The organism is Microbacterium sp. NPDC057741 (genome assembly GCF_042798735.1).
Classification (GTDB): domain Bacteria; phylum Actinomycetota; class Actinomycetes; order Actinomycetales; family Microbacteriaceae; genus Microbacterium.
Window position 1 is genome coordinate 65,802 of record NZ_JBHVJW010000004.1, and the last position, 20,628, is coordinate 86,429.

Annotated in this window: 15 protein-coding genes and 1 pseudogene; 12 read left to right on the forward strand and 4 right to left on the reverse strand. The window is 69.7% G+C overall.

Features of this window, described 5'->3' with window-relative positions:
- Positions 1-9: 9 nt before the first annotated feature.
- From uxuA to ACFVDO_RS13670, 3 genes are read left to right on the forward strand one after another with little or no spacing between them, the layout of a single operon-like run.
- Positions 10-1,200, forward strand: coding sequence for a mannonate dehydratase (uxuA, locus tag ACFVDO_RS13660; RefSeq protein ID WP_378859395.1), 1,191 nt, complete (start codon positions 10-12; stop codon positions 1,198-1,200).
- Entirely contained in the window at positions 1,197-2,567 is a 1,371-nt protein-coding gene (uxaC, locus tag ACFVDO_RS13665; protein WP_378859396.1) for a glucuronate isomerase, read from the forward strand. The genes uxuA and uxaC overlap by 4 nt, the downstream gene beginning before the upstream one ends.
- Positions 2,564-3,937 carry a mannitol dehydrogenase family protein gene (locus ACFVDO_RS13670; RefSeq protein WP_378859397.1) on the forward strand — a complete coding sequence of 458 codons (1,374 nt, stop codon included), beginning with the start codon at positions 2,564-2,566 and terminating at the stop codon, positions 3,935-3,937. The genes uxaC and ACFVDO_RS13670 overlap by 4 nt, the downstream gene beginning before the upstream one ends.
- A gap of 78 nt (positions 3,938-4,015) precedes the next feature.
- On the opposite strand, the gene ACFVDO_RS13675 is transcribed toward ACFVDO_RS13670, so the two are convergent.
- On the reverse strand, positions 4,016-5,239 hold the full coding sequence (locus tag ACFVDO_RS13675; RefSeq protein ID WP_378859398.1) for an MFS transporter: 1,224 nt from the start codon (positions 5,237-5,239) through the stop codon (positions 4,016-4,018).
- Positions 5,240-5,298: 59 nt separating this feature from the next.
- Here ACFVDO_RS13675 and ACFVDO_RS13680 point away from each other — a divergent pair, with 59 nt between their 5' ends.
- Entirely contained in the window at positions 5,299-6,354 is a 1,056-nt protein-coding gene (locus ACFVDO_RS13680) for a LacI family DNA-binding transcriptional regulator (RefSeq protein ID WP_378859399.1), read from the forward strand.
- Positions 6,355-6,467: 113 nt separating this feature from the next.
- On the opposite strand, the gene ACFVDO_RS13685 is transcribed toward ACFVDO_RS13680, so the two are convergent.
- A complete protein-coding gene (locus tag ACFVDO_RS13685; RefSeq protein ID WP_378859400.1) occupies positions 6,468-7,955 on the reverse strand; it encodes a hypothetical protein in 1,488 nt (495 codons plus the stop codon).
- A gap of 182 nt (positions 7,956-8,137) precedes the next feature.
- Here ACFVDO_RS13685 and ACFVDO_RS13690 point away from each other — a divergent pair, with 182 nt between their 5' ends.
- From ACFVDO_RS13690 to ACFVDO_RS13725, 8 genes and pseudogenes are all read left to right on the forward strand, one after another.
- Positions 8,138-11,065 carry a Na+/H+ antiporter subunit A gene (locus ACFVDO_RS13690; RefSeq protein ID WP_378859401.1) on the forward strand — a complete coding sequence of 976 codons (2,928 nt, stop codon included), beginning with the start codon at positions 8,138-8,140 and terminating at the stop codon, positions 11,063-11,065.
- A pseudogene (locus tag ACFVDO_RS13695) lies at positions 11,065-11,562 on the forward strand (Na(+)/H(+) antiporter subunit C); the annotation flags it as partial. The gene ACFVDO_RS13690 and the pseudogene ACFVDO_RS13695, both read left to right, overlap by 1 nt.
- A gap of 236 nt (positions 11,563-11,798) precedes the next feature.
- Positions 11,799-13,358 (forward strand): Na+/H+ antiporter subunit D, encoded by a 1,560-nt coding sequence (locus tag ACFVDO_RS13700; RefSeq protein ID WP_378859402.1) that lies wholly within the window; start codon positions 11,799-11,801, stop codon positions 13,356-13,358.
- Positions 13,355-13,954: a Na+/H+ antiporter subunit E gene (locus ACFVDO_RS13705; RefSeq protein WP_378859403.1), complete on the forward strand. Its 600-nt coding sequence runs from the start codon at positions 13,355-13,357 to the stop codon at positions 13,952-13,954. Before ACFVDO_RS13700 ends, ACFVDO_RS13705 begins: the two co-directional genes overlap by 4 nt.
- A complete protein-coding gene (locus ACFVDO_RS13710) occupies positions 13,951-14,220 on the forward strand; it encodes a monovalent cation/H+ antiporter complex subunit F (protein ID WP_378859404.1) in 270 nt (89 codons plus the stop codon). Before ACFVDO_RS13705 ends, ACFVDO_RS13710 begins: the two co-directional genes overlap by 4 nt.
- Positions 14,217-14,606, forward strand: coding sequence for a monovalent cation/H(+) antiporter subunit G (gene mnhG / locus ACFVDO_RS13715; protein ID WP_378859405.1), 390 nt, complete (start codon positions 14,217-14,219; stop codon positions 14,604-14,606). Before ACFVDO_RS13710 ends, mnhG begins: the two co-directional genes overlap by 4 nt.
- Before the next feature lie 104 nt (positions 14,607-14,710).
- The gene (locus tag ACFVDO_RS13720; protein WP_378859406.1) at positions 14,711-16,213 is read left to right on the forward strand and encodes a carbohydrate-binding protein; all 1,503 of its coding nucleotides are present in this window, start codon (positions 14,711-14,713) and stop codon (positions 16,211-16,213) included.
- A gap of 107 nt (positions 16,214-16,320) precedes the next feature.
- The gene (locus tag ACFVDO_RS13725; RefSeq protein WP_378859407.1) at positions 16,321-17,145 is read left to right on the forward strand and encodes a DUF2510 domain-containing protein; all 825 of its coding nucleotides are present in this window, start codon (positions 16,321-16,323) and stop codon (positions 17,143-17,145) included.
- Positions 17,146-17,161: 16 nt separating this feature from the next.
- Here ACFVDO_RS13725 and ACFVDO_RS13730 read toward each other — a convergent pair whose 3' ends face one another.
- Positions 17,162-17,926 carry an alpha/beta fold hydrolase gene (locus ACFVDO_RS13730; protein WP_378859408.1) on the reverse strand — a complete coding sequence of 255 codons (765 nt, stop codon included), beginning with the start codon at positions 17,924-17,926 and terminating at the stop codon, positions 17,162-17,164.
- 9 nt (positions 17,927-17,935) lie between these two features.
- Positions 17,936-20,593, reverse strand: a complete 2,658-nt coding sequence (locus ACFVDO_RS13735) for a penicillin acylase family protein (RefSeq protein WP_378859409.1) — start codon at positions 20,591-20,593, stop codon at positions 17,936-17,938.
- Positions 20,594-20,628 lie beyond the last annotated feature (35 nt).

The following is a 20,628-nucleotide window of genomic DNA, read 5'->3' on the forward strand; positions in this document are numbered from 1 at the left end:
CGAGACATCATGGAGCACACCTGGCGCTGGTTCGGTCCGAACGACCCCGTCACCCTGGCCGAGATCCGGCAGACGGATGCGATCGGCATCGTCACCGCCCTGCACCACGTCCCCAACGGCGAGGTCTGGACCCTCGACGAGATCGAGAGGCGCAAGGCGGAGATCGAGGGCGCGGGCCTGACCTGGTCCGTGGTCGAGTCGGTGCCGGTGCACGAGCACGTCAAATGGGGCGGGCCGCGGCGTGACGAGGCGGTGGCGAACTACGCGCAGACCCTGCACAACCTGGGCCGGGCCGGGCTGCGCACCGTCTGCTACAACTTCATGCCGGTGATCGACTGGGCGCGCACCGATCAGCGCTGGAAGCTGCCGAACGGCGGCTACGCCATGCGCTTCGACTTCGCCGCCCATGCCGCTTTCGACATATACGTTCTTCAGCGGCCGGGGGCGGAGGGCGACTACAGCCCGGAGGACCTCGAACGGGCCGCGCGCTGGTACGCGGATGCCGATGACGAGGCACGCGCCGCGCTCAGCGAGACGGTCCTGATCGGGCTGCCCGGTTCGGAGGAGTCCTACGATCTCGACACGCTGCGCCGCGGGCTCGAACCCTATGAAGGGCTCGATGCCGGCAGCATCCGCGCGAATCTCGCGTCGTTCCTGCGCGAGGTCGTGCCTGCGGCGGAGGAGTCGGGTGTGCGTCTGGCGATCCACCCCGACGACCCGCCGCGCTCGCTGTTCGGACTCCCCCGCGTCGTGTCGACGGCCGACGACGTGCAGGCGCTGCTGGATGCGGCGCCCGGCGCGGCCAACGGGCTGACGATGTGCGTCGGCTCGTTCGGTTCCGTTCCCACGAACGACGTCGTCGCCATGACCGAGCGCTTCGCGACCCGCATCCACTTCGCGCACCTGCGCAACGTGACCATCGAGGAGGACGGCAAGAGCTTCTTCGAGGATGGCCACCTCGACGGCGGCAGCGACATCGTCGCCGTCATCAGCGCGCTGGTTCGCGAGGAGCGCCGCCGGGCGGCTTCGGGCGACGCGGCGCCCATCCCGATGCGGCCTGATCATGGGCACTTCCTGCTGGACGATCTCGCGCGGCCGACATATCCCGGCTATGCGCTGATCGGGCGCCTCAAGGGGCTCGCGCAGCTGCGCGGGGTCGAGCTGGCGGTGTCGGCGCTGCTCGAAGAGGAGGGCGCATGAGCTCTCGTCTGCTGCCGGTGGACCCGGCCACCCGTGAGATCGCCGGCGAACTCCACGCGCTGGTCGAGCACGCGCCGATCATCTCGCCGCACGGCCACGTCGATCCGCTGTCCCTCGCCGATGACGTTCCGTTCCAGGACCCGACCGAGCTCCTCATCACGAAGGATCACTATCTGACCCGGATGCTGCACGCGTTCGGCGTCGATCTCGCCGACCTCGGGGTCGGCGCTGCCACGGCCGATCCGCGCGCGGCCTGGCGCGTCGTCGCCGAGCGCTGGCACGTGTTCGACGGCACGGCGACCGGAGCCTGGATCGACGAAGAGCTGCGGAGCCTCTTCGGCGTCGAAGAAGTGCTGTCCGCGGCATCCGCCGATCGCATCTACGACACGATCTCCGCGCGCCTGCGCGATGCGGACTTCCGGCCGCGTGCGCTGTTCCGCTCCTTCGGGATCGAGGTGCTCGCAACGACGGACGACCCGCTCGACGACCTCGCCGCGCACCGGCGGCTGCAGGCCGACGGGTTCCGGGTGCTGCCGACCTTTCGCCCCGACGCCTACCTCGATCCGTCCGGCCAGGACTTCGTGACGAGGGTCGAGCGGCTGCTCGCCGCCGGCTCCGAGGAAGCCACCTTCGACGGCTATCTGCACGCCCTCGAGGCACGCCGTGAGCATTTCGTCGCGAGCGGCGCGGTCTCGGCAGACCACGGCATGCTCGAGCCGGCGGCTCTCGCTCTCGATCCGGCGGATGCCGCGGTGCTCTTCGATCGGGTGCTCACCGGAAGGGCGACGGACGACGAGCACCGCCGGTTCCGAGCGCACATGCTCTGGCAGATGGCGCGGATGAGTGTCGACGACGGGCTGGTGATGACGCTGCACCCGGGCATCCATCGCAATCACAGCTCGGCGACGCTGCGCAGGCACGGGCCGGACACCGGTCACGACATCCCGGTGTCGACAGCCTTCGTGTCGGGCCTTCATCCGCTGCTGGAGAGCTTCGGTCTCGAGAAGGACTTCCATCTCGTGCTGTTCACGGTCGACGAGACCACCTTCTCGCGCGAGATCGCCCCGCTGGCGGGGTTCTATCCGAGCGTGTTCATCGGCGCACCGTGGTGGTTCCTCGATGCACCGGACGCCATGGCACGGTTCCGTTCGGCTGTCACCGAGACCGCGGGCTTCTATCGAGGATCGGGCTTCGTCGACGACACTCGGGCGTTCCTGTCGATCCCGGCGCGGCATGACACGGCGCGACGCGTGGACGCCGGGTTCCTCGCCCGCCTGGTGCGCGAGGGGCGCGTTCGCCGGGATGCAGCCGAGCGAATCATGGTCGATCTTGTCGACGCCATCCCGCGGCGGGCGTTCAAACTGTGAGGCTGTCGCGCGCACTGCTGGCGAAGCGCGGGACGCCGGCACCCGCCGCGCCCGTGCGCATCGCGCATCTCGGGTTGGGCGCCTTCCACCGCGCGCATCAGGCCTGGTACACGGCGAATGCCGCCGATGGGGCCGACTGGGGCATCGCCGCAGTCGCGGGGCGCTCGGGTGAGCTGCCGGCGCTGCTGCGCCCGCAGGACGGGCTGTACACGCTCGTCGAGCGCGGTCCGGAGGGCGACAGGTTCGAAGTCGTCTCGAGCATCTCGACGGTGAATGCGGCGGACGAGCACGTGGCCTTCCGGCGGGTGATGTCAGCGGCGGGCACCGGTGTGGTCACGATCACCGTGACCGAAGCCGGATACGCCGTGGCGCCGAGTGGCGGGCTCGACCTGAGCGCACCGGGCGTCGCCTCGGACGCCGCTCGATTGCGCGCTCTCAGCATCGACGCCCGCCCGACGACCATGCTCGGCCGGCTGGCGCTCGGTCTCGAACTGCGGCGGCTCAGCGGTGCGGGACCGATCGCCGTCGTGCCGTGCGACAACCTGCCGGCCAACGGGGCCGTGCTCCGGGACGTGCTGACGGAGTTCACCGAGCACGCCCTGCCTGCGCTCGCACGCGACATGCCGCAGCTGGCATGCTTCGTGTCGACCTCGGTGGACCGCATCACGCCGCGGGTCTCGGACACTCTCGCCGCCGAGGTGCAGGAGGCGACGGGATGGACGGATGCTGCGCCGGTCGCCGCCGAGCCGTTCTCGGACTGGACCCTCTGCGGCGAGTTCCCGGCCGGTCGGCCCGAGTGGGAGTCCGCGGGCGCACTGTTCGTCGACGACGCCGAGCCCTACGAGCTGCGCAAGCTGTGGCTGCTCAACGGGGCGCACAGCATCCTCGCCTGCCTGGGGCTGCTGCGCGGTCGCACGACCATCGCTGAGGCGATCGCCGACCGTGAGTGCGCGGCATCCGTCGAGGCCTGGTGGGACGACGCGACACGGAACCTGGATCGGTCACTGCGCATCGAGGAGTACCGGGCCGCGCTGCTGCAGCGCTTCCGGAACCCTCGCATCGAGCACCGGCTCGAGCAGATCTCACGCGACGGGCTGACCAAGATCGCGGTGCGGATCGTGCCGGTGGCGCTGCGCGAACGTCACGCGGGCCGAACTGCAGACGGTGCGGCACAGGCGATCGCCGCCTGGATCGTCGCGGCGGAAGCCGGCATCCTCGGCGCGGACGCGCGCGCCTCGGAGACGGAGCGTGCCCTGAGGGAGGGCGACCATGTCGCTGCGATGCTCGCCGCCCTCGATCCGCGCCTCGCTGCCGACGCGGAGTTGACCGCGCGCGTGCGCGAGCACGCGCGCCGCCTCTCCCCCGTCTGAGTCCCGCCGTGGCCGGTCGTCGAGATCCGGCCTGGTTCTCGACGACTCGCCAGGCTCACGGGTTCGGACCGGCCGCCGTCAGCGGGTCGGAGTCATCTCGTCCCTGCGCAGCGGGCGGGCCGCACCTGAGAACAGACCGGAGAGCGCCGCGAGCACGACCAGGATGTACAGCGTGTTCAGCAGGCCGACGTGGTTGGCGATGAAGCCGAGCACCGGAGGGCCGCCGAGGAAGGCGACGTACCCGATGGTCGCGGCCGCGCTCACTCGGGCGGCTGCCTTGGCGGGGTCGTCGGCCGCCGCAGACATGCCGAGCGGGAAGCCGAGCGAGGCGCCGATCCCCCACAGCGCGGCGGCGACGAACACCAGCGGGGTGTTCGGCGCGAGGATGAAGAGCAGGATGCCGCCGGCGGCGGTGACCGCGAGCACGCGCAGCACGACCACACGGCCGAAGCGGTCGACCAGCGGGCCGCCGAACACGCGCACCACGGTCATCGCGATGGAGAACACGGCCAGTGCCGCAGCTCCCGCAGCCGCCCCCGCGCCGTGGTCCTCGGCCGTGCCGAGCGCCAGCCAGTCGTTCGCACCGCCCTCGGCGAAGGACATGCCCAGCATGACGACGCCGAGTGCGTAGGTGCGCGGCTCGCGCCAGGCCGACAGCGCGACGTGCATGCGCTCGCGCCAGTGCGGCTTCTCCTGCGGCTCCGGGTCGAGGGCGGCCTCGCGGACGGGCACGTTGAGATAGCAGACCACCGCGGCCACGATGATGACCGCGGCCATCGTGATCGAGTGCGTGGCGACGTCGGCGTGCAGCCTCGCGGCCAGCCAGCCGGCGGCGGCGCCGAGCACCGTGCCGAGGCTGAAGAAGGCGTGGAACACCGGCAGGATCGTCTTGCCCATCTGTTGCTCGATGGCCGTCGCCTCGACGTTCATCATCACGTCGAGGCTGCCGTTGCCGTACCCGAACATGGCGAGGCCCGCGATGACCATGGGCACCGACCCGAAGACATTGGTGCCGAGGCCGATGAGGGCCACGCCGACCCCGAAGATCAGCATCATCAGCAGCATCCCTCGGCGTGCGCCGGTGCGCGCCATCATCGCGGGACTGGTCGAGATGCCGATGATCGAGGCGATGCCCGCGGCGAGCAGCAGCATGCCGACCTGCGCCTTGTCGATGTCGAGGGCGATCTTGATGTCGGGCACGCGGGACGCCCAGGTCGCGATCGACAGGCCGCTGGCGAGGAAGATGGCGAAGATCGCGGCGCGCCAGCGCACGAACTGCGAGCGGGTCAGGGCGGAGTCCATGTCCCCCATCGTATCGAATCGATTCGAAGCTTGAGAGCCGCCGGGTTATGCTCGGAGGCATGAACGACCGCCGAGCCACCCTCGCCGACGTGGCGCACGCCGCCGGGGTGTCGACATCCACGGCATCCGTGGTGTTCAGCGGCAAGGTCAACGTCGCCGACGCGACCCGCGAGAGGGTTCTCGCCGCGGCATCCGAACTCGGCTACACGGGACCCGACCCGCGCGCGGCCTCGCTGCGGCTCGGCCGCAGCGGCATCGTCGCCGTCGTGCTCGGCGGGCACCTGCGGCACGCCTTCCTCGACCCGGTGACGACGGCGATGATGGACGGCCTGACCGACGCGCTCGCCGGCGTCGGTGCCGGTCTGCTGCTGCTGCGCGACGACCCGGAGGGCGAGGGCGCTCACCCCGTCACCGAGGCGCCGGTCGACGCCGTCGTGCTGATCGGATGCTCGGCACGGACGCGCGAGGCCCTGGAGATCGTCCGAGGGCGCGGCCTGCCGGTCGTCGTCATCGAGGGCGACGCGGGGGAGGGGATTCCCCAGATCACGCTCGACAACCGCGAGGCCGAGGCAGGCGTCGCCCGGCATGTATTCCAGCTGGGGCATGAGAATGTCGCGCTGGTGACGCTCGCGCTGGATGCCGAGCGGCGGCGCGGTCCGGTGACTGCCGAGCACATCGCCACGGCGACTGTCGACGTGACGCTCGATCGCCTGGCGGGGGCGCGCGAGGTCTATCCGGACGCCCCGGCCATCAGCGCCGCGGGGAGCCTGATCGACGAGGGCGTGATCGCGGGACGCGAGCTGCTCTCCGACCCGGCGACCCGGCCGACCGCGGTGCTCGCGCAGAGCGACCTGCTCGCGGTCGGCGTGATCCGCGCCGCGGAGGAGCTCGGGCTGCGCGTGCCCGAGGACGTCAGTGTCGCCGGCTTCGACGGCATCGCCGTGGACGGACTCGGCGACTACCGCCTGACGACCACCGTGCAGCCCGCCGTGCGCAAGGGGCGTGCCGCCGGCGAGCAGATCGTGCGCATGCTCGACGGTGAGCCGGGGGAGTCCGTGCATCTGACCTGCCGATTCCGCTCCGGTTCGACGACGGCTCCGCCCGCTCGCGCCTGAGGCCCGTCAGCCGGCACACCTGCATGAGTCGGGCACGGACGCACGACCGTGCGGGCGAATCCGTCGTGCAACTGTTCCCGGATCGTGCATCTGTTCCCCGATCGGGCCGCGGATCAGGACCGCTGCGGGCCGATCGGAAGCGGATGCCGGGCGAAGTCCAGGATGGTGTACCGGCCGCACGGGATCACGGCGTCGGGCACAGCGCCTGGCGGGGGCAGCTCCCACGCCTGGGTCTGCGCATCCTCGACCAGGAACGTGACCTCGCCCACGTCGAAGTCGGTGCGGTTCACCAGCCACGCATAGCCGCGCAGTGTGTTGTCCACCTGCACCAGGCGCGCAGGGTCCTCCAGGTGCAGCTTCGGCAGCCGAACGGTCCAGAACTGCCCGGCACCGGTGCGTCCGGACTGATCCACCCAGTCGGTCACGCAGCCCAGGTCGCGGTCGTCGGCGCTCACCGACGTCACCAGACGGGGCGCCGAGACGAAGGTCAGCACCAGCAGGACCACAGCGGATGCGGCGATCGCGATGCGCGCTGCGGCCCGCGGCATCCGAACGGTGCGGGGGAGTGCGACCAGCGAGAGCACCGGCGCGAACGCGATCGGCTGCAGGTATCGCGCGGCATGGGTGCCGAGCGCGATCGCTCCGATCACCACGAGCAGGGGGATCAGCCATCCGGCGGTTCCCACGATGCGCGCCCCGCCCGTGCAGCGCAAGGTGCGGCGAACGCAGAACGCCAGCAGCGCGACGATCACGAGCGCGCCTGCGACGCCGCCCGGTGCGGTGAGCCGCTCGCCGGCGAGGCCCGCGTAATACTGCAGCGACTGCGTCCACTGGGACGGCTGGGCGTAGCCGGCGCCTGTGTTCGCGATCCATTCCGATAATGGAATGCGTGCGAAGAGGCCTGCGCCAGTCCCTGCGACGAGGGCCAGGAGGAGTGCCAGGGCGTGTGGGCGGCGGCGCAGCGCGCCGAGTCCGAGCAGCATTCCGAGGGGCGCGGTCGCCCATGCCGCGAAGAGCGGATTCGACAGTGTCGAGACCGCGGCGATCACGCCGAGGACGTAGGGGATGCCGGCCCAGCCGCCGTCGACGTACCGTCGGATCAGCCCGACCACGGCGACCACGGCGATGACGGTCGCGGAGTAGTACGTCGTGGTCAGCAGCAGGGATGCCGGCTCCAGAGCATCGCGGGAGGGCGAGGTCTCGAGCAGAACGAGCAGGCAGAAGGCCGCGAACGCGAGGAGCGTCCAAGTGACAGGTGAGCGACCCTCACGACGACGGCCGGCGGTGAGGCGCAGCGCACCGTAGAAGGCCAGCAGGTTCACGACGGCATTCACCGCGAACAGTGCGCCGATGCCGAGCCAGGGGAGCGCCAGCCTGAGCAGCGCGAAGCATGCCGCTTCGGGCATGAAGAGCACGCTGGAGAACGCCCAGTCCTGCGGCTGCCCCTCCAGCACCGAGCGCACGTACATCGCGACCACCAGCGAGTCGCCGTCGCGGAACAGCAGTTCGGAGCGCGCAGACGCCGCCAGCTGGGCAGCGACGAACACCGCCGCCCCCAGTGCGGCAGCCCATCCCGCCGCCTCACGCCATCCCCCGCGCACGTGACCACTCTTGCACGGACGACGCGTTTCGTCTGCTCGTTCCTCGGCTCGCGGGGCGACCGGGAGACTCGCTCGCTCAACGACCGGTCTCGACGACCACCCAGCGGCGAACTCGCGACCGATACACTGGGAAAGTACAGCCCGCCTAGGCCGGAAGGCCCGACGAGCGTGAGGAGCCGCTTATGACGTTGCTCCTCGCCGTGTTCCTTGCGGGCTCACTTCTGCTTCCCGCATTGATCCGCTGGCTGGGAGCCCGGGCGTTCGCCGTCGGAGCCCTCATCCCCGCGATCGCCTTCGTCCACGCGCTCTTTCTCACCCCGCAGGTGCTCGATCCGGCGAGCATCCCCTACGAGACCTACCCCTGGATCCCGCAGCTCGGGCTGAACCTCTCGATGCGGATGACTCCGCTGAGTTGGATCATGACCCTGATCGTCACGGGCGTCGGCGCACTGGTCCTGCTCTACTGCCGCTGGTACTTCGCCGGCGAGGGCCGCGACGTCGGCCAGTTCGCCGGTGTGCTGCTCGGCTTCGCCGGAGCGATGTACGGCCTGGTGCTGACCGACGACCTGATCATCCTCGTGATGTTCTGGGAGATCACGAGCATCCTGTCGTACCTGCTGATCGGCCATTACCGGCGCCGAGCCGCCAGCCGTCGTGCGGCCCTGCAGGCGCTGCTGGTGACGACTCTCGGCGGCCTGGTGCTGTTCGTCGGCGCGATCATCCTGACGGTGGTCGCCGGAACCTCGAGCATCACCGCACTCCTCGCCGACCCGCCGTCCGGCGCCCTGGTCAACGCCGCGATCGTCATGCTGCTGGTCGGCGCGATCAGCAAGTCGGCGATCTTCCCCTTCCACTTCTGGCTGCCCGGCGCGATGGCCGCGCCCACCCCGGTCAGCGCGTATCTGCACGCCGCGGCGATGGTCAAGGCCGGCATCTACCTGATCGCCCTGTTCGCTCCCGTGTTCGGGCACGCCGGCCCCTGGCGCCCGATCGTGGTCTCGCTCGGTGTGTTCACGATGCTGCTCGGCGGCATCCAGGCCCTGCGCGAGACCGACCTGAAGCGCATCCTCGCGTTCGGAACGGTCAGTCAGCTGGGGTTCTTCGCCGTCGTGATCGGGTTCGGCACGCAGGCGGCCGCCCTCGGCGGCCTCGCCCTGGTGATCGGTCACGCGCTGTTCAAGTCGGCGCTGTTCCTGATCGTCGGCGTGATCGACCGTCAGCTGTCCACCCGTGACATCCGAGAGTTGTCCGGCGTGGGCCGGCAGGCGCCGGTGATGGCGACGACCGCGTTCATCTCGGTCGCCTCGATGATGGGCATCGCCCCGACGATCGGCTTCGTCGCGAAGGAGTCGTCGCTGACGGCCCTGCTGGATGCCGCGCAGGCGGGGGAGCCCTGGGGCCTTGTTGCGCTGATCGGCGTCATCCTCGGGTCCATGCTGACCGCGGCATACGGCACGCGCTTCCTTTGGGGTGCGTTCTGGACCAAGCGCGACCGAAGCGGCGATCGGATGCCCGACACGGCATGGCCCGACCCTCCGGTGGGCTTCCTGTCGGCGCCGATCCTGCTCGCCGGCGCGACGATCGGAGTCGGCATCGCCGCTCCGGCGCTGGACATCATGGTGCACGCCTACGCCGTGACCGCCCCGGACGACGGCACCGGCACCGGCCACCTCGCGCTCTGGCACGGCTTCGAACCGGCGCTCGGAATCTCGATCCTGTCGATCCTGATCGGCATCGGCATCTTCCTGCTCTCCCGCCGCACCGGCTGGGACGCGAAGCCGCGACTGCTGCCGTTCACCGCGGCCGACGTGTACTACCTGGTCATGCGCGGCGTCGACCGGCTCTCGGTGCTCACGACCACGCTGACCCAGCGCGGTTCGCTGCCGATCTACGTCGGCACGATCTTCGTGGTCTTCATCGCGGCCGAGGCGACCGCCCTGGTGATGACCGGCACTCCGCAGGCGATGCAGCTCTCGGCCTGGCACACCCCCGCACAGATCGTGGTCGCCCCGATCATGGCGGCCGCAGGCATCGTCGCGGTCCGCGCGCGCAAGCGGTACACCGGCGTCGTGCTGGTCTCGGTCACCGGCCTCGGCATGGTCGTGCTGTTCGCGACCAGCGGCGCCCCCGACCTCGCGCTGACCCAGATCCTGGTCGAGACGGTCACGATGGTCACGTTCGCGCTGGTGCTGCGCCGGCTGCCGTCGCGGATGGGGGAGCACAATGCCTCGGTCAGCCGGCTGCCCCGCGCGCTGCTCGCGATCGGCGCCGGAGCGACGATGGCCCTCGTGGCGATCGTCGCCACGCAGGCGCGCATCGCCGAACCGATCTCGGTGGCGTTCCCGCAACTGGCCTACGAGCTCGGCCACGGCAAGAACGTCGTCAACGTCGCCCTGGTCGACCTGCGCGGCTGGGACACGATGGGCGAGCTCAGCGTGCTCGTGCTGGCGGCGACCGGCGTGGCATCCCTCGTGTTCGTCTCGCACCGCGCCGACCTGCTCTCCAGCACCCGCGCGCTGCCCGCGGCGACCCGCCGCCGCGGCGACCGCAGGCCGCTGATCGAGACCTCGGAGGGCGTGCGCTTCCAGACCCCCGAGAACCGCTCCGGCAACCGTGCCTGGCTGATCGGCAGCCAGCAGCAGAAGCCCGAGAACCGCTCGATCCTGCTCGAGGTGATCGTGCGCATCCTGTTCCACACGGTCATCGTCGTCTCGATCTATCTGCTCTTCGCCGGGCACAACGGCCCCGGCGGCGGCTTCGCCGGCGGCCTGGTCGCCGGTATGGCACTTGTTATGCGATACATCGCGGGCGGACGCTGGGAGCTGGGCGCCGCCGCACCGACGGATGCCGGTCGCCTGCTCGGCGCCGGCCTCATCCTCGCCGTCGGCGATGCCGTGGTTCCGCTGTTCTTCGGTCTCGCGCCGCTGCAGAGCGTGGTGTGGGAGGCGGATGTCCCGGTGCTGGGCCACCTGGAGGTCGTCTCGTCCACGATCTTCGACATCGGCGTCTACCTCGTGGTCATCGGCCTTGTGCTCGACGTGCTGCGCAGCCTCGGCGCCGAGGTCGACAGGCAGACCGCCGTGCTCCGCGAGCGGGGGGTGCGCATCTGATGGACGTGTCGCTCACCCTCATCATCGTGATGGCCGTGCTGTTCGCCTGCGGCGTCTACGCCATGATGGAGCGCTCGCTGACCCGGGTGCTGATCGGGTTCCTGCTGCTGGGCAACGCCGTGAACCTGCTGCTGCTGATCGTGATGGGTGTGCCCGGCAAGGCACCGTTCTTCGGCGAGGAGGGCGACCTCAGCGATCCGCTGCCGCAGGCCCTGACCCTCACCGCGATCGTCATCACCTTCGCCGTGAGCGCGTTCCTGCTCGCACTGATCTACCGCTCCTGGCAACTGGGCCAGGCCGACACAGTCGAGGACGACGAGGAGGACATCGCCATCCGCGAGCGCACCATCTCGGAGGAGGAGGTCTTCGACGACGAGTCCGACACCGGCGACGACGACGCGACCACCGACTTCGTCGGCGAGGAGACCGCGCCGATCACCGTGCTGCACATGCGCGACGTGCCCGGCATCCGGGATGACGCGCCGGTGGATGTTCCGGATGCACGCCCTTCGTCTCGCTCCGCTCGCTCAGGACCCGGGGAAGGGGACGCTCCGGACTCTGAGCGTCCTTCGTCTCGCTCCGCTCGCTCAGGAGCCGGGGAAGGGGACGCTCCGGACTCTGAGCGTCCTTCGTCTCGCTCCGCTCGCTCAGGACTCGGGGAAGGGGATGCTCCGGATCCTGAGCGAGGAGCGCAGCGACGAGACGAAGGGCCGGACGACGAGGGAGATCGCACATGACCGCGCTCGTCCCGCTGCTCGTCGCGCTGCCGCTCCTGGGCGCGGCCATCACGCTCGTGTTCGGTCGCAGTCCGCGCCTGCAGGTGCTGGTGTCGGCGATCACGCTGGCGTCCGTCTCGGTGATCGCCGCCATCCTGCTGGTGGTCGTCGACCGCAGCGGCACGCCGATCGCCGTGTCGGTGGGCGGCTGGCCGATCCCGTTCGGCATCGTGCTCTACGTCGACCGGCTCGCGGCGCTGCTCGTGCTCACCTCGGCGATCGTGCTGCTCGCGGTGCTGCTGTTCTCGATCGGACAGGGCGCGGCCGACGGCGCCGAGGACACCCCGACGTCGATCTTCAACCCGTCGTACCTGATCCTCGCGGCGGGTATCTTCAACGCGTTCATCGCGGGCGACCTGTTCAACCTCTATGTGGGCTTCGAGATCCTTCTGGTCGCCTCCTATGTGCTGATCACCCTGGGCAGCACGGAGTCCCGCATCCGCACCGGGTCGGTCTACATCGTCGTCTCGCTGGTGTCGTCGATCCTGTTCCTCGCCGCGATCGCGGCGATCTACGGCGCGGTCGGCACCGTGAACATGGCGCAGGTGGCCGAGCGGGTGGCGCAGCTGCCGCAGGAGACCCAGCTGGTGCTGCACCTGCTGCTGGTGATCGCGTTCGGCATCAAGGCCGCGATCTTCCCGGTGTCGTTCTGGCTGCCCGACTCGTATCCGACCGCACCGGCACCGGTGACCGCGGTGTTCGCGGGCCTGCTGACCAAGGTCGGCGTGTACGCGCTGATCCGCACCGAGACGCAGCTGTTCGCGCAGAACAGCATCGACACCCTGCTGATGATCGTGGGCCTGGCGACGATGATCATCGGCATCCTCGGCGCGGTCGCGCAGGCGGAGCTGAAGAGGATCCTGTCGTTCACCCTGGTCAGCCATGTCGGCTACATGATCTTCGGTCTGGCGATCGCTACCGAGGCCGGCGTGGGCGCCACGGTGTACTACATCGTGCACCACATCGTCGTGCAGACGACCCTGTTCCTGGCCGTCGGCCTCATCGAGCGCAGAGCCGGCAGTACCAGCATCCTGCGGGTGAAGGGCCTGATGAAGGCGGCGCCGCTGCTCGCGGTGCTGTACTTCGTGCCGGCGATCAACCTCGGCGGCCTGCCGCCGTTCTCGGGATTCATCGGCAAGATCGGACTGTTCCAGGCCGCGGCGGATGTCGGCACACCGCTGCTGTACGTGTTGATCGGCGGCGGCATCCTCACGTCTCTGCTCACGCTGTACGCGTTGATGCGCGCCTGGAACCTCGCGTTCTGGCGCGAGGACGACGACGCCGCCGAAGAGGGCGAGAGCAGGCACGGCTATCTGGCCGGCGCGCCGGCCGCGGACGAGCAGCAGGAGCGCCGCCGCATCCCCGCGATCATGACGATCGCCACCGGGGGCATGGTCGGGGTGACACTGGTTCTGACGATCTTCGCCGGCCCGCTGTACGCTCTGTGCGACCGCATCGGCAGCGGCCTGCTGCAGCCGGTGACCCTCGTGCAGCTGGATGAGGAGGCGGGCGGATGAGTCCTGAAACGCGCCGCGGCCTCGCCCACGACATCTGGGTGCAGCTGCCCTTCCTCGCCTGGCTCGTCGTGCTGTGGATGCTGCTCTGGCACCAGTTCACGCCGCTGGCCTTCGTGACCGGCCTGATCGTGGCGGTGTTCGTGACCCGCGTGTTCCGGCTGCCGACCGTCGAGCTGTCCGGCCGGATCAACCTCTGGTACGCGTTCCTGTTCGTGGTGCAGTTCCTCTGGGCCGTGGTGATGGGCGCGCTCAGCGTGACCATCCAGGTGTTCGACTTCCGCCGCCAGCCCGGGGCGGCGATCATCGCCGTGCCGCTGCGATACGCCGACGACCTGATCATGACGCACGTCGCGGTGACCTCATCCCTCATCCCCGGATCGCTGGTGATCGAGGCAGATCGCGACCGCGGCATCCTCTATCTGCACGTCATCGGCGTGCACACGAAGGCCGACGTCGAGAAGTTCCGCGCCGAGGTGCTCACCTGGGAGCGCCGCATCGTGCGTGCGCTGGGCACGCCCGCGCAGTACCGCGCGCTGCGCGCGGACGCCCTTCGTCTCGCTTCGCTCGCTCAGGAACCGCGGAGGGAGGCCCGATGAACATTCTGCTGGGCATCATTCTGGTGATCTTCGGGATCGCCGCCATCCTCACCGTCGTCCGCATCGTGCGGGGGCCGTCGATCCTCGACCGTGCCGTCGCGAGCGACGTGCTGCTGACCGAGGTGATGTGCGTGCTGGGCGCCGAGATGGCGATCAACGGGCACACCCGCAACATCCCGGTGCTGCTGGTGATCGCGATGATCGGCGTGTTCGGGTCGATCGCGGTGGCGCGATTCGTGGCACGAAGGGACAACACCCCCTCATGAACGTGTTCGGACTCGAGATCCCCGACGCCGTGCTCGACGTCGTGGTGCTGGTGCTGATCCTGATCGGCGCGATCCTGTGCCTGTCTGCCGCGGTCGGGCTGCTGCACTTCCGCAACGTGCCGTCGCGCCTGCATGCGGCGACGAAGCCGCAGGTGCTCGGTCTGCTGCTGATCTGCATCGCGATCGCCCTGGGGCAGCGCAGCGTCGGAGGCATTCTGATCGGGCTGGTGATCGTCGCGCCCATCGTGCTCATGCAGTTCGCGACCGCGCCGCTGTCGGCCCACATCGTGGGCCGGCAGGCGTATCGCAACGGGTCGGTCGACGAGCGTGAGCTCGTGGTCGACGAGTACGCCGAGTCGAAGACCACGCCGCCCGGCGCGGGGTGAGGGAGATATCCGGCCGCCTCGCGGGAATGTGGAAATCACGGATGCGGGGGAGCGGAGCGTCCGCGTAGCGTGACGGTTTCCCCCCGAGCCCCTGAGGAGACCCCGTGGCCAGAGTGCACAATCCACTGCGCAACCCGCGAGAGAGGGTGGCCGCCGGCATCGCCGCCGCGGCGACCGTCATCGCCGGTGCGCTGCTGACCGTTCCCATCGCGAACGCGGCCTCCGCCCCTGCGGCCGCCCCCGCGCCGGCGGCGGCGACGAGCACCGCCCACCAGTGGCTGACCGGCTACTGGCACAACTTCGACAACGGCTCGGTGACGATGAAGGTCAGCGAGATCCCCAAGGCGTACAACCTGGTGGCGATCGCGTTCGCCGACAGCCTGGCGACCACGCCCGGCGGCATCACGTTCGACGTCGCGAGCGCCGAGCTCGGCGGCTACACGGCCGCGCAGTTCAAGGCGGATGTCGCGGCGATCCGCGCCGAGGGGCGCAAGGTGGTGCTGTCGGTCGGCGGTGAGCGCGGCAACGTGATCGTGTCGAACGCGACCGAGGCGAAGAACTTCGCCGACACGGCATACGCGCTGATGCAGGAGTGGGGCTTCGACGGCATCGACGTCGATCTCGAGCACGGGATCAACGCGCAGTACATGAGCGACGCCCTGCACCAGCTGCGCGCGAAGGCAGGTGCCGGGTTCGTGCTGACGATGGCGCCGCAGACCATCGACTACCAGGCCACGACGATGCCGTACTACCAGCTGACGCTGAAGGTGAAGGACATCCTCACCATCGTCAACACGCAGTACTACAACTCCGGCACGATGATGGGCGCCGACCAGAAGGTGTACTCCCAGGGCAGTGTCGACTTCCTTACCGCGCTCTCGGCGATCCAGCTCGACATGGGCCTGCGGCCCGACCAGGTCGGCATCGGAGTTCCCGCGGTGCAGAAGGCGGCGGGCGGCGGCTACCAGCCGATGTCGAACGTCGTGAAGGCGGTCGACTGCCTCGAGACCGGAGCGAATTGCGGATCGTTCGTGCCGGCCAAGCCCTACGGACCGATCGGCGGCGTGATGACCTGGTCGATCAACTGGGACAAGACCGGCGGCTGGGCGGTCGCGAACACCATCGGCGCACGGTTGGGCAGCGGCTCGGGCACGCCCACGCCGGATCCCGACCCGACGCCGACGCCTGACCCGACCCCCACGCCTGATCCGACGCCGACTCCTGACCCCACGCCGACTCCCGATCCCACTCCGGATCCCGGCACCTGCGCCGCACCGGCCTGGTCGAGTTCGGCCGTCTACAACGGCGGCGCGAAGGTCTCGTACAAGGGCGTCGAGTACACCGCCAAGTGGTGGACCCAGGGTGACGCCCCTGGCAGCAACGCCGTCTGGAACAAGGTCTCGGACTGCGCGCCGGGCACTGGCGGCACGGATCCCGGGACGAATCCCGGCACCTGCGCCGCAGCCTGGAGCGCGAGCGCGGCCTATTCCGCGGGCGCGACCGTCACATACCAGGGCCGGCAGTACAAGGCCAAGTGGTGGACCCAGGGCGAGGCACCCGGCTCGCAGACCTGGGGCGCCTGGGAGTCGTTCGGCACCTGCGGCTGAGCGCATGAGACAGACGGATGCCCGGGGACTCGCGCCCCCGGGCATCCGTCTGCGCGGGACAGGCAGGGCCCGCGCGAGCCAATAGGGTGAGAGCGGAAAGGGACGAGATGGCAGCAGCACCGGGGTGGTATCCGGCAGGTGAACCCGGCAGGGAGCGCTGGTGGGACGGCGTGCAGTGGACGGCGTACGAGCGGGATGCCGTGGCATCCGCTGTGCAGACCGCGACCCTGCCGCAGCCGAGCGCGGTGGGCTGGTACGCGCTGCCGACGTCGGGGGAGCCGCGCTGGTGGGATGGCCAGGACTGGACCGTCTACCGGGTGAAGAACGGGAGGCCCGGCGCGGACGCGTTCGTCATCGAGCCCGCTCCCATCGGCTGGGTGCTCGGCGGCCTTATGCTGCTCGGCGGACTGCTGACCCTGCTGGGCACCCTGGAGGACCCGTTCCTCCTCGTGATCAGCGTGCCGTGCCTGGTTCTCGGCACGCTGGTGCTGGTCGGCTCGGCGAAGGATGTCGCGCGGCGGAAGCTTCCCGCGCCCTCGACTGCCCCTCTGGCCGATGGCATCCTGCGCCCACTTCCCGGTGAGGTCGAGGCGGAAGGTGCAGGCTGGAAGCCCGTGTCGAGCACACAGGTGTACCGCTGGTGGACGGGGGCGCGCTGGGCCACCTACGCCATGGACCGGGGCAAGGTGCGTCCCACGCACACGGGGCCGCGGGCCTACGTTTCGGCGATGATCCTCTTCGCGCTCCTTGCCGCGCTCGCTCTGGGCTTGATCGGAACTGCCGTCGTGCTGGGCGCCGCCGGTGACGAGGAAGCGACGCCGATGACCATCGTCCTCGGCGTGCTCCTGCTGATCCTCTCCGGATTCATGGCGGTCAGCGTGTGGCTGCGTCGTTACGCCCTCATCCTGCCGAAGGCAGCCCCGCTGAAGTGACCTCGGTCACCCCGGCTCAGAGTGCGTCGTCGGCGAAGTTCATGATCGCGGCAGCGGCGAGCTCGGAGTCGCTGATCAGCGTGCCGTGACCGTGATCGGGGATCTCGACGAGCCGGGCGTCAGGGATGGCGTCGAGGATCTGCCGGCACCACGACATCGGCGCGAGCGGGTCGCGCTCGCCTCGCACCACGAGCGTCGGGCAGGCGACTCGCGGGTACGCGTCCTCGGGCGCGTGCACGACTGTCGCGCGGATCTTGCGCCTGAGGTGCGGGCCGCCGCGCAGGTACTCACGTCCCCCGCGCCACAGCACCTCGGGTCTCTCGCCGAGGAGATCGACGAGCAGGTACCGCGCCTGCGCGAGCACATTGCGGGCGGCGCTGTCGACCGTCGGCCCGGCGAGCACGAGCCCGGCGACGAGCTGCGGATGCCTCGCGGCCACCTCGGCGGCGATCTGGCTGCCCATGGAATGGCCGATCAGCACGGCATCCGAGATGCCGCGATCGCGGAGGAAGGCGGCCACGAGGTCGGCGTGGCGCTCCATCGTTGGGGTGCGCGGCGGTTCGGGCGCCTCGCCGAACCCCGGCAGGTCGACGCCGATCACCCGGCCGCGCAGCCGCGCGACCAGGTCGACGTAGACGCTGCGGCCCATCCCGATCCCGTGCAGCAGCACGAAGGGTCGTGAGCCCTCACCGAAGTCCTCCGCGACCAGGACCGCGCCGCCGTAGGAGAACTCCGCGATGGCCGCGGCCGTCCCCTCGGGCGCGAGCAGACGTTCCGGCATACCGCGAATCTATCCCTTCGGCGTGAGCACCAGCGTGTCGACGGTCGCCTTCGCGACGGCCTTCCTCGAGAACACCCAGCGGTCCTGGCGCCCCGCGGCCCAGTCCTCGGTCTGGTCGGTGTAGTGCTCGTTGAAGGCGTGCCCGCTGGCGCCCGTGAGGTGGATCCAGCTCGACCGGTCGAAGTCCGACAGGTCGATGACCATCCGCATCGACGGCACGGTGGTGGTCGCGTAGGACTCGCCGAGGTTCCAGCCGGTCGCGTTCACCACGGACGATCCGCCGCTGACCCGGTACGGGCCGCGGTTGAAGAGCATCTCGATCGGGGCGATGCCCGACTTGCCCAGCGTGGCGCTGCGCAGCGTCAGAGCGTGCAGGCTGCCCCAGTTCCACTGCGCGATGTTCTCGCCCTGCAGCTTCGCCAGCTCGGTGTACGCCTGCTCCGCCGAGTAGGCGAGCATCTCGTCCATACCGTCGACGCCGAGCTTCTTGTTCGTCCACAGCGGGTCGTCCGGGTTCTCCAGCATCGCGCCGACCACGGTGAACAGGCGGCCCTGGCCGGTGATCGGCATCGGGTTCTCGCGCCGGGAGAAGATGTTCTGCACCAGGTTGGACCACAGCACGTTGGCGTACGCCGCGGCCGAGGAGTCGGCGCTGTTCTGCGCGTCCCAGGTGCGCAGCAGCTCGACGGCCGCCTTCGGGCCCTTGCCGTCGACAGTGATGTCCTGCATCGCGATGGTCAGCTGCTTGCCGATCCACATCTCGTCATCCATGTGGATGTCGCGCAGATCCTGCGCCGTCAGCGGGCCTGCGGCCGCCTTCCGCTCGATCAGGTGCGCGATGCGACCTGCGCGATAGCCGTAGTCCCAGTCCTTGGAGAGGAAGTAGGGGTAGTCGTCGGTGACGATCGCGTTGTTCGCGGTCACGATGTACCCGGATGCCGGGTTGTACGACACCGGCAGCTTCTCGAACGGGATGTACCCGGTCCAGTCGTAGCTGCTGTCCCAGCCGGGCTGCGGCAGCCAGCCGTCGCCGGCACCGCGGATCGGCAGGCGACCCGGTGCCTGGTAGCCGATGTTGCCGTCCTTGTCGGCGTAGATCAGGTTCTGCGCCGGCACGTCGAAGAGGGATGCCGCATAGCGGAACTCTCCGAAGTCCTGCGCCTCGGACAGCGCGAAGATCGCGCTCGCCGTGCTGCCGGCATCCAGCGCCGTCCAGCGCAGGCTGACCGCGTAGTCGCCGGTCGCGGGAGCGCCGGCCTCGTCACCCGACACCACCGTCCCGGCATCCGTCACCTTGCCCTGCTCCAGCTCGGGCTTCTTCGCGATGCCGGTGAAGTCGGGCGTCAGCCCGGAGATGATCGGGCCGTGCACGGTCGACCGGATCGTCAGCGGGATGTCCTTCCCGCCTGCGACCTTGATCGTCTCCTCGCGCACGTCCATCGGCACGAGCTTGCCGTCGCGCCAGTACTGGTCGCCCTCGACCTTCTCGATGTACATGTCGGTCACGTCGGTGGTCAGGTTGGTGAAGCCCCACGCGATCTTCGCGTTGTGGCCGATCACGATGCCGGGCAGACCCGAGAACGAGTAGCCGCCGACGTCGAACGGACACTTCTCGCTGACCTTCGTGCACTTCAGCTGCACCTGGTACCAGACCGACGGCAGTGCAGCGCCCAGGTGCGGGTCATTCGCGAGCAGCGGTTTGCCGGTGCCGGTGAGAGCGCCCGAGACGACCCACGAGTTCGAGCCGATGCCCTCGCCGACATTGCCGAGCAGCAGGCTCGCGGCCTCGATGACGCTGTCGGCCTGCTTCCACTCCACCGAGTTCAGCGTCTGAGCGGCATCCTTGCCCTCGCTGCCGGTGAAAGCCGCCGTGTCGGCGGTGGTCGTGGCCGAGGGGCCCGTGACCGGCGGTGCCGCGGCGATCGTGGGCACGATCACCGGGTTACGGTCGAATGGGTACGACGGGTACAGCTGCTCGAGTGTCTGCTTGGCCTCGGCCGGGTCGAGCGTCGCGGCCAGCTGCGCGCGCGTGGTCTCGTCCTCGATGTTGGTGCGGAGGTCCCAGGCCATCGCCTTCAGCCATGCCACGGAGTCCGCAGGCTCCCACGGCTCGGGCTTGTAGCCGGGGTTCTGCACGCCGAGGACGGCGTACTCCAGCGACAGGTCCGCACCGCTGCGCGAGGCGAGATAGGCGTTCACGCCCTTCGCGTACGCCTCGTAGTAGCCGCGGGTGGTCTCGTCGAGGTTCTCGACCTCCTGCTCGGCGACCTTGCGCCAGCCCAGGGTGCGCAGGAACGCGTCGGTGCCGGCCTGCGATTCGCCGAACATCTCGGACAGGCGCCCGGCTGTCGTGTGCCGGCGGAAGTCCATCTCGAAGAACCGGTCCTGCGCGTGCGTGTACCCCTCGGCGAAGAACAGATCGTCGGTCGAGTCCGCCGTGATCGTCGGGATGCCGCGGTCGTCGCGCTGTACCAGCACCTTCGACTGCAGACCCTTCAGTGAGGTCTGCCCGTCGGTCTGCGGGAACGACCGCTGCGCGGTCCAGGCCAGGAAGAATGCGGCGGCGGTGGCGATCACCAGGATGATCGCGACGATGACGAACAGCGCGCGGCCGAAGCGGACTCCGGCGGAGGGGCGTACGGCGGATGCCGGGGTCTCTGTGGACATCAGAGGGAACACTCTCGATACAGGTCGGGGCGGTG

Bases quoted from the DNA above. Each gene is read 5' to 3' on its own strand.
- uxuA (WP_378859395.1), top strand. From the start codon at position 10: ATGGAGCACACCTGGCGCTGGTTCGGTCCGAACGACCCCGTCACCCTG.
- uxaC (WP_378859396.1), top strand. From the start codon at position 1,197: ATGAGCTCTCGTCTGCTGCCGGTGGACCCGGCCACCCGTGAGATCGCC.
- ACFVDO_RS13675 (WP_378859398.1), bottom strand. From the start codon at position 5,239: ATGGACTCCGCCCTGACCCGCTCGCAGTTCGTGCGCTGGCGCGCCGCG.
- ACFVDO_RS13680 (WP_378859399.1), top strand. From the start codon at position 5,299: ATGAACGACCGCCGAGCCACCCTCGCCGACGTGGCGCACGCCGCCGGG.
- ACFVDO_RS13690 (WP_378859401.1), top strand. From the start codon at position 8,138: ATGACGTTGCTCCTCGCCGTGTTCCTTGCGGGCTCACTTCTGCTTCCC.
- ACFVDO_RS13700 (WP_378859402.1), top strand. From the start codon at position 11,799: ATGACCGCGCTCGTCCCGCTGCTCGTCGCGCTGCCGCTCCTGGGCGCG.
- ACFVDO_RS13705 (WP_378859403.1), top strand. From the start codon at position 13,355: ATGAGTCCTGAAACGCGCCGCGGCCTCGCCCACGACATCTGGGTGCAG.
- ACFVDO_RS13710 (WP_378859404.1), top strand. From the start codon at position 13,951: ATGAACATTCTGCTGGGCATCATTCTGGTGATCTTCGGGATCGCCGCC.
- mnhG (WP_378859405.1), top strand. From the start codon at position 14,217: ATGAACGTGTTCGGACTCGAGATCCCCGACGCCGTGCTCGACGTCGTG.
- ACFVDO_RS13725 (WP_378859407.1), top strand. From the start codon at position 16,321: ATGGCAGCAGCACCGGGGTGGTATCCGGCAGGTGAACCCGGCAGGGAG.
- ACFVDO_RS13730 (WP_378859408.1), bottom strand. From the start codon at position 17,926: ATGCCGGAACGTCTGCTCGCGCCCGAGGGGACGGCCGCGGCCATCGCG.
- ACFVDO_RS13735 (WP_378859409.1), bottom strand. From the start codon at position 20,593: ATGTCCACAGAGACCCCGGCATCCGCCGTACGCCCCTCCGCCGGAGTC.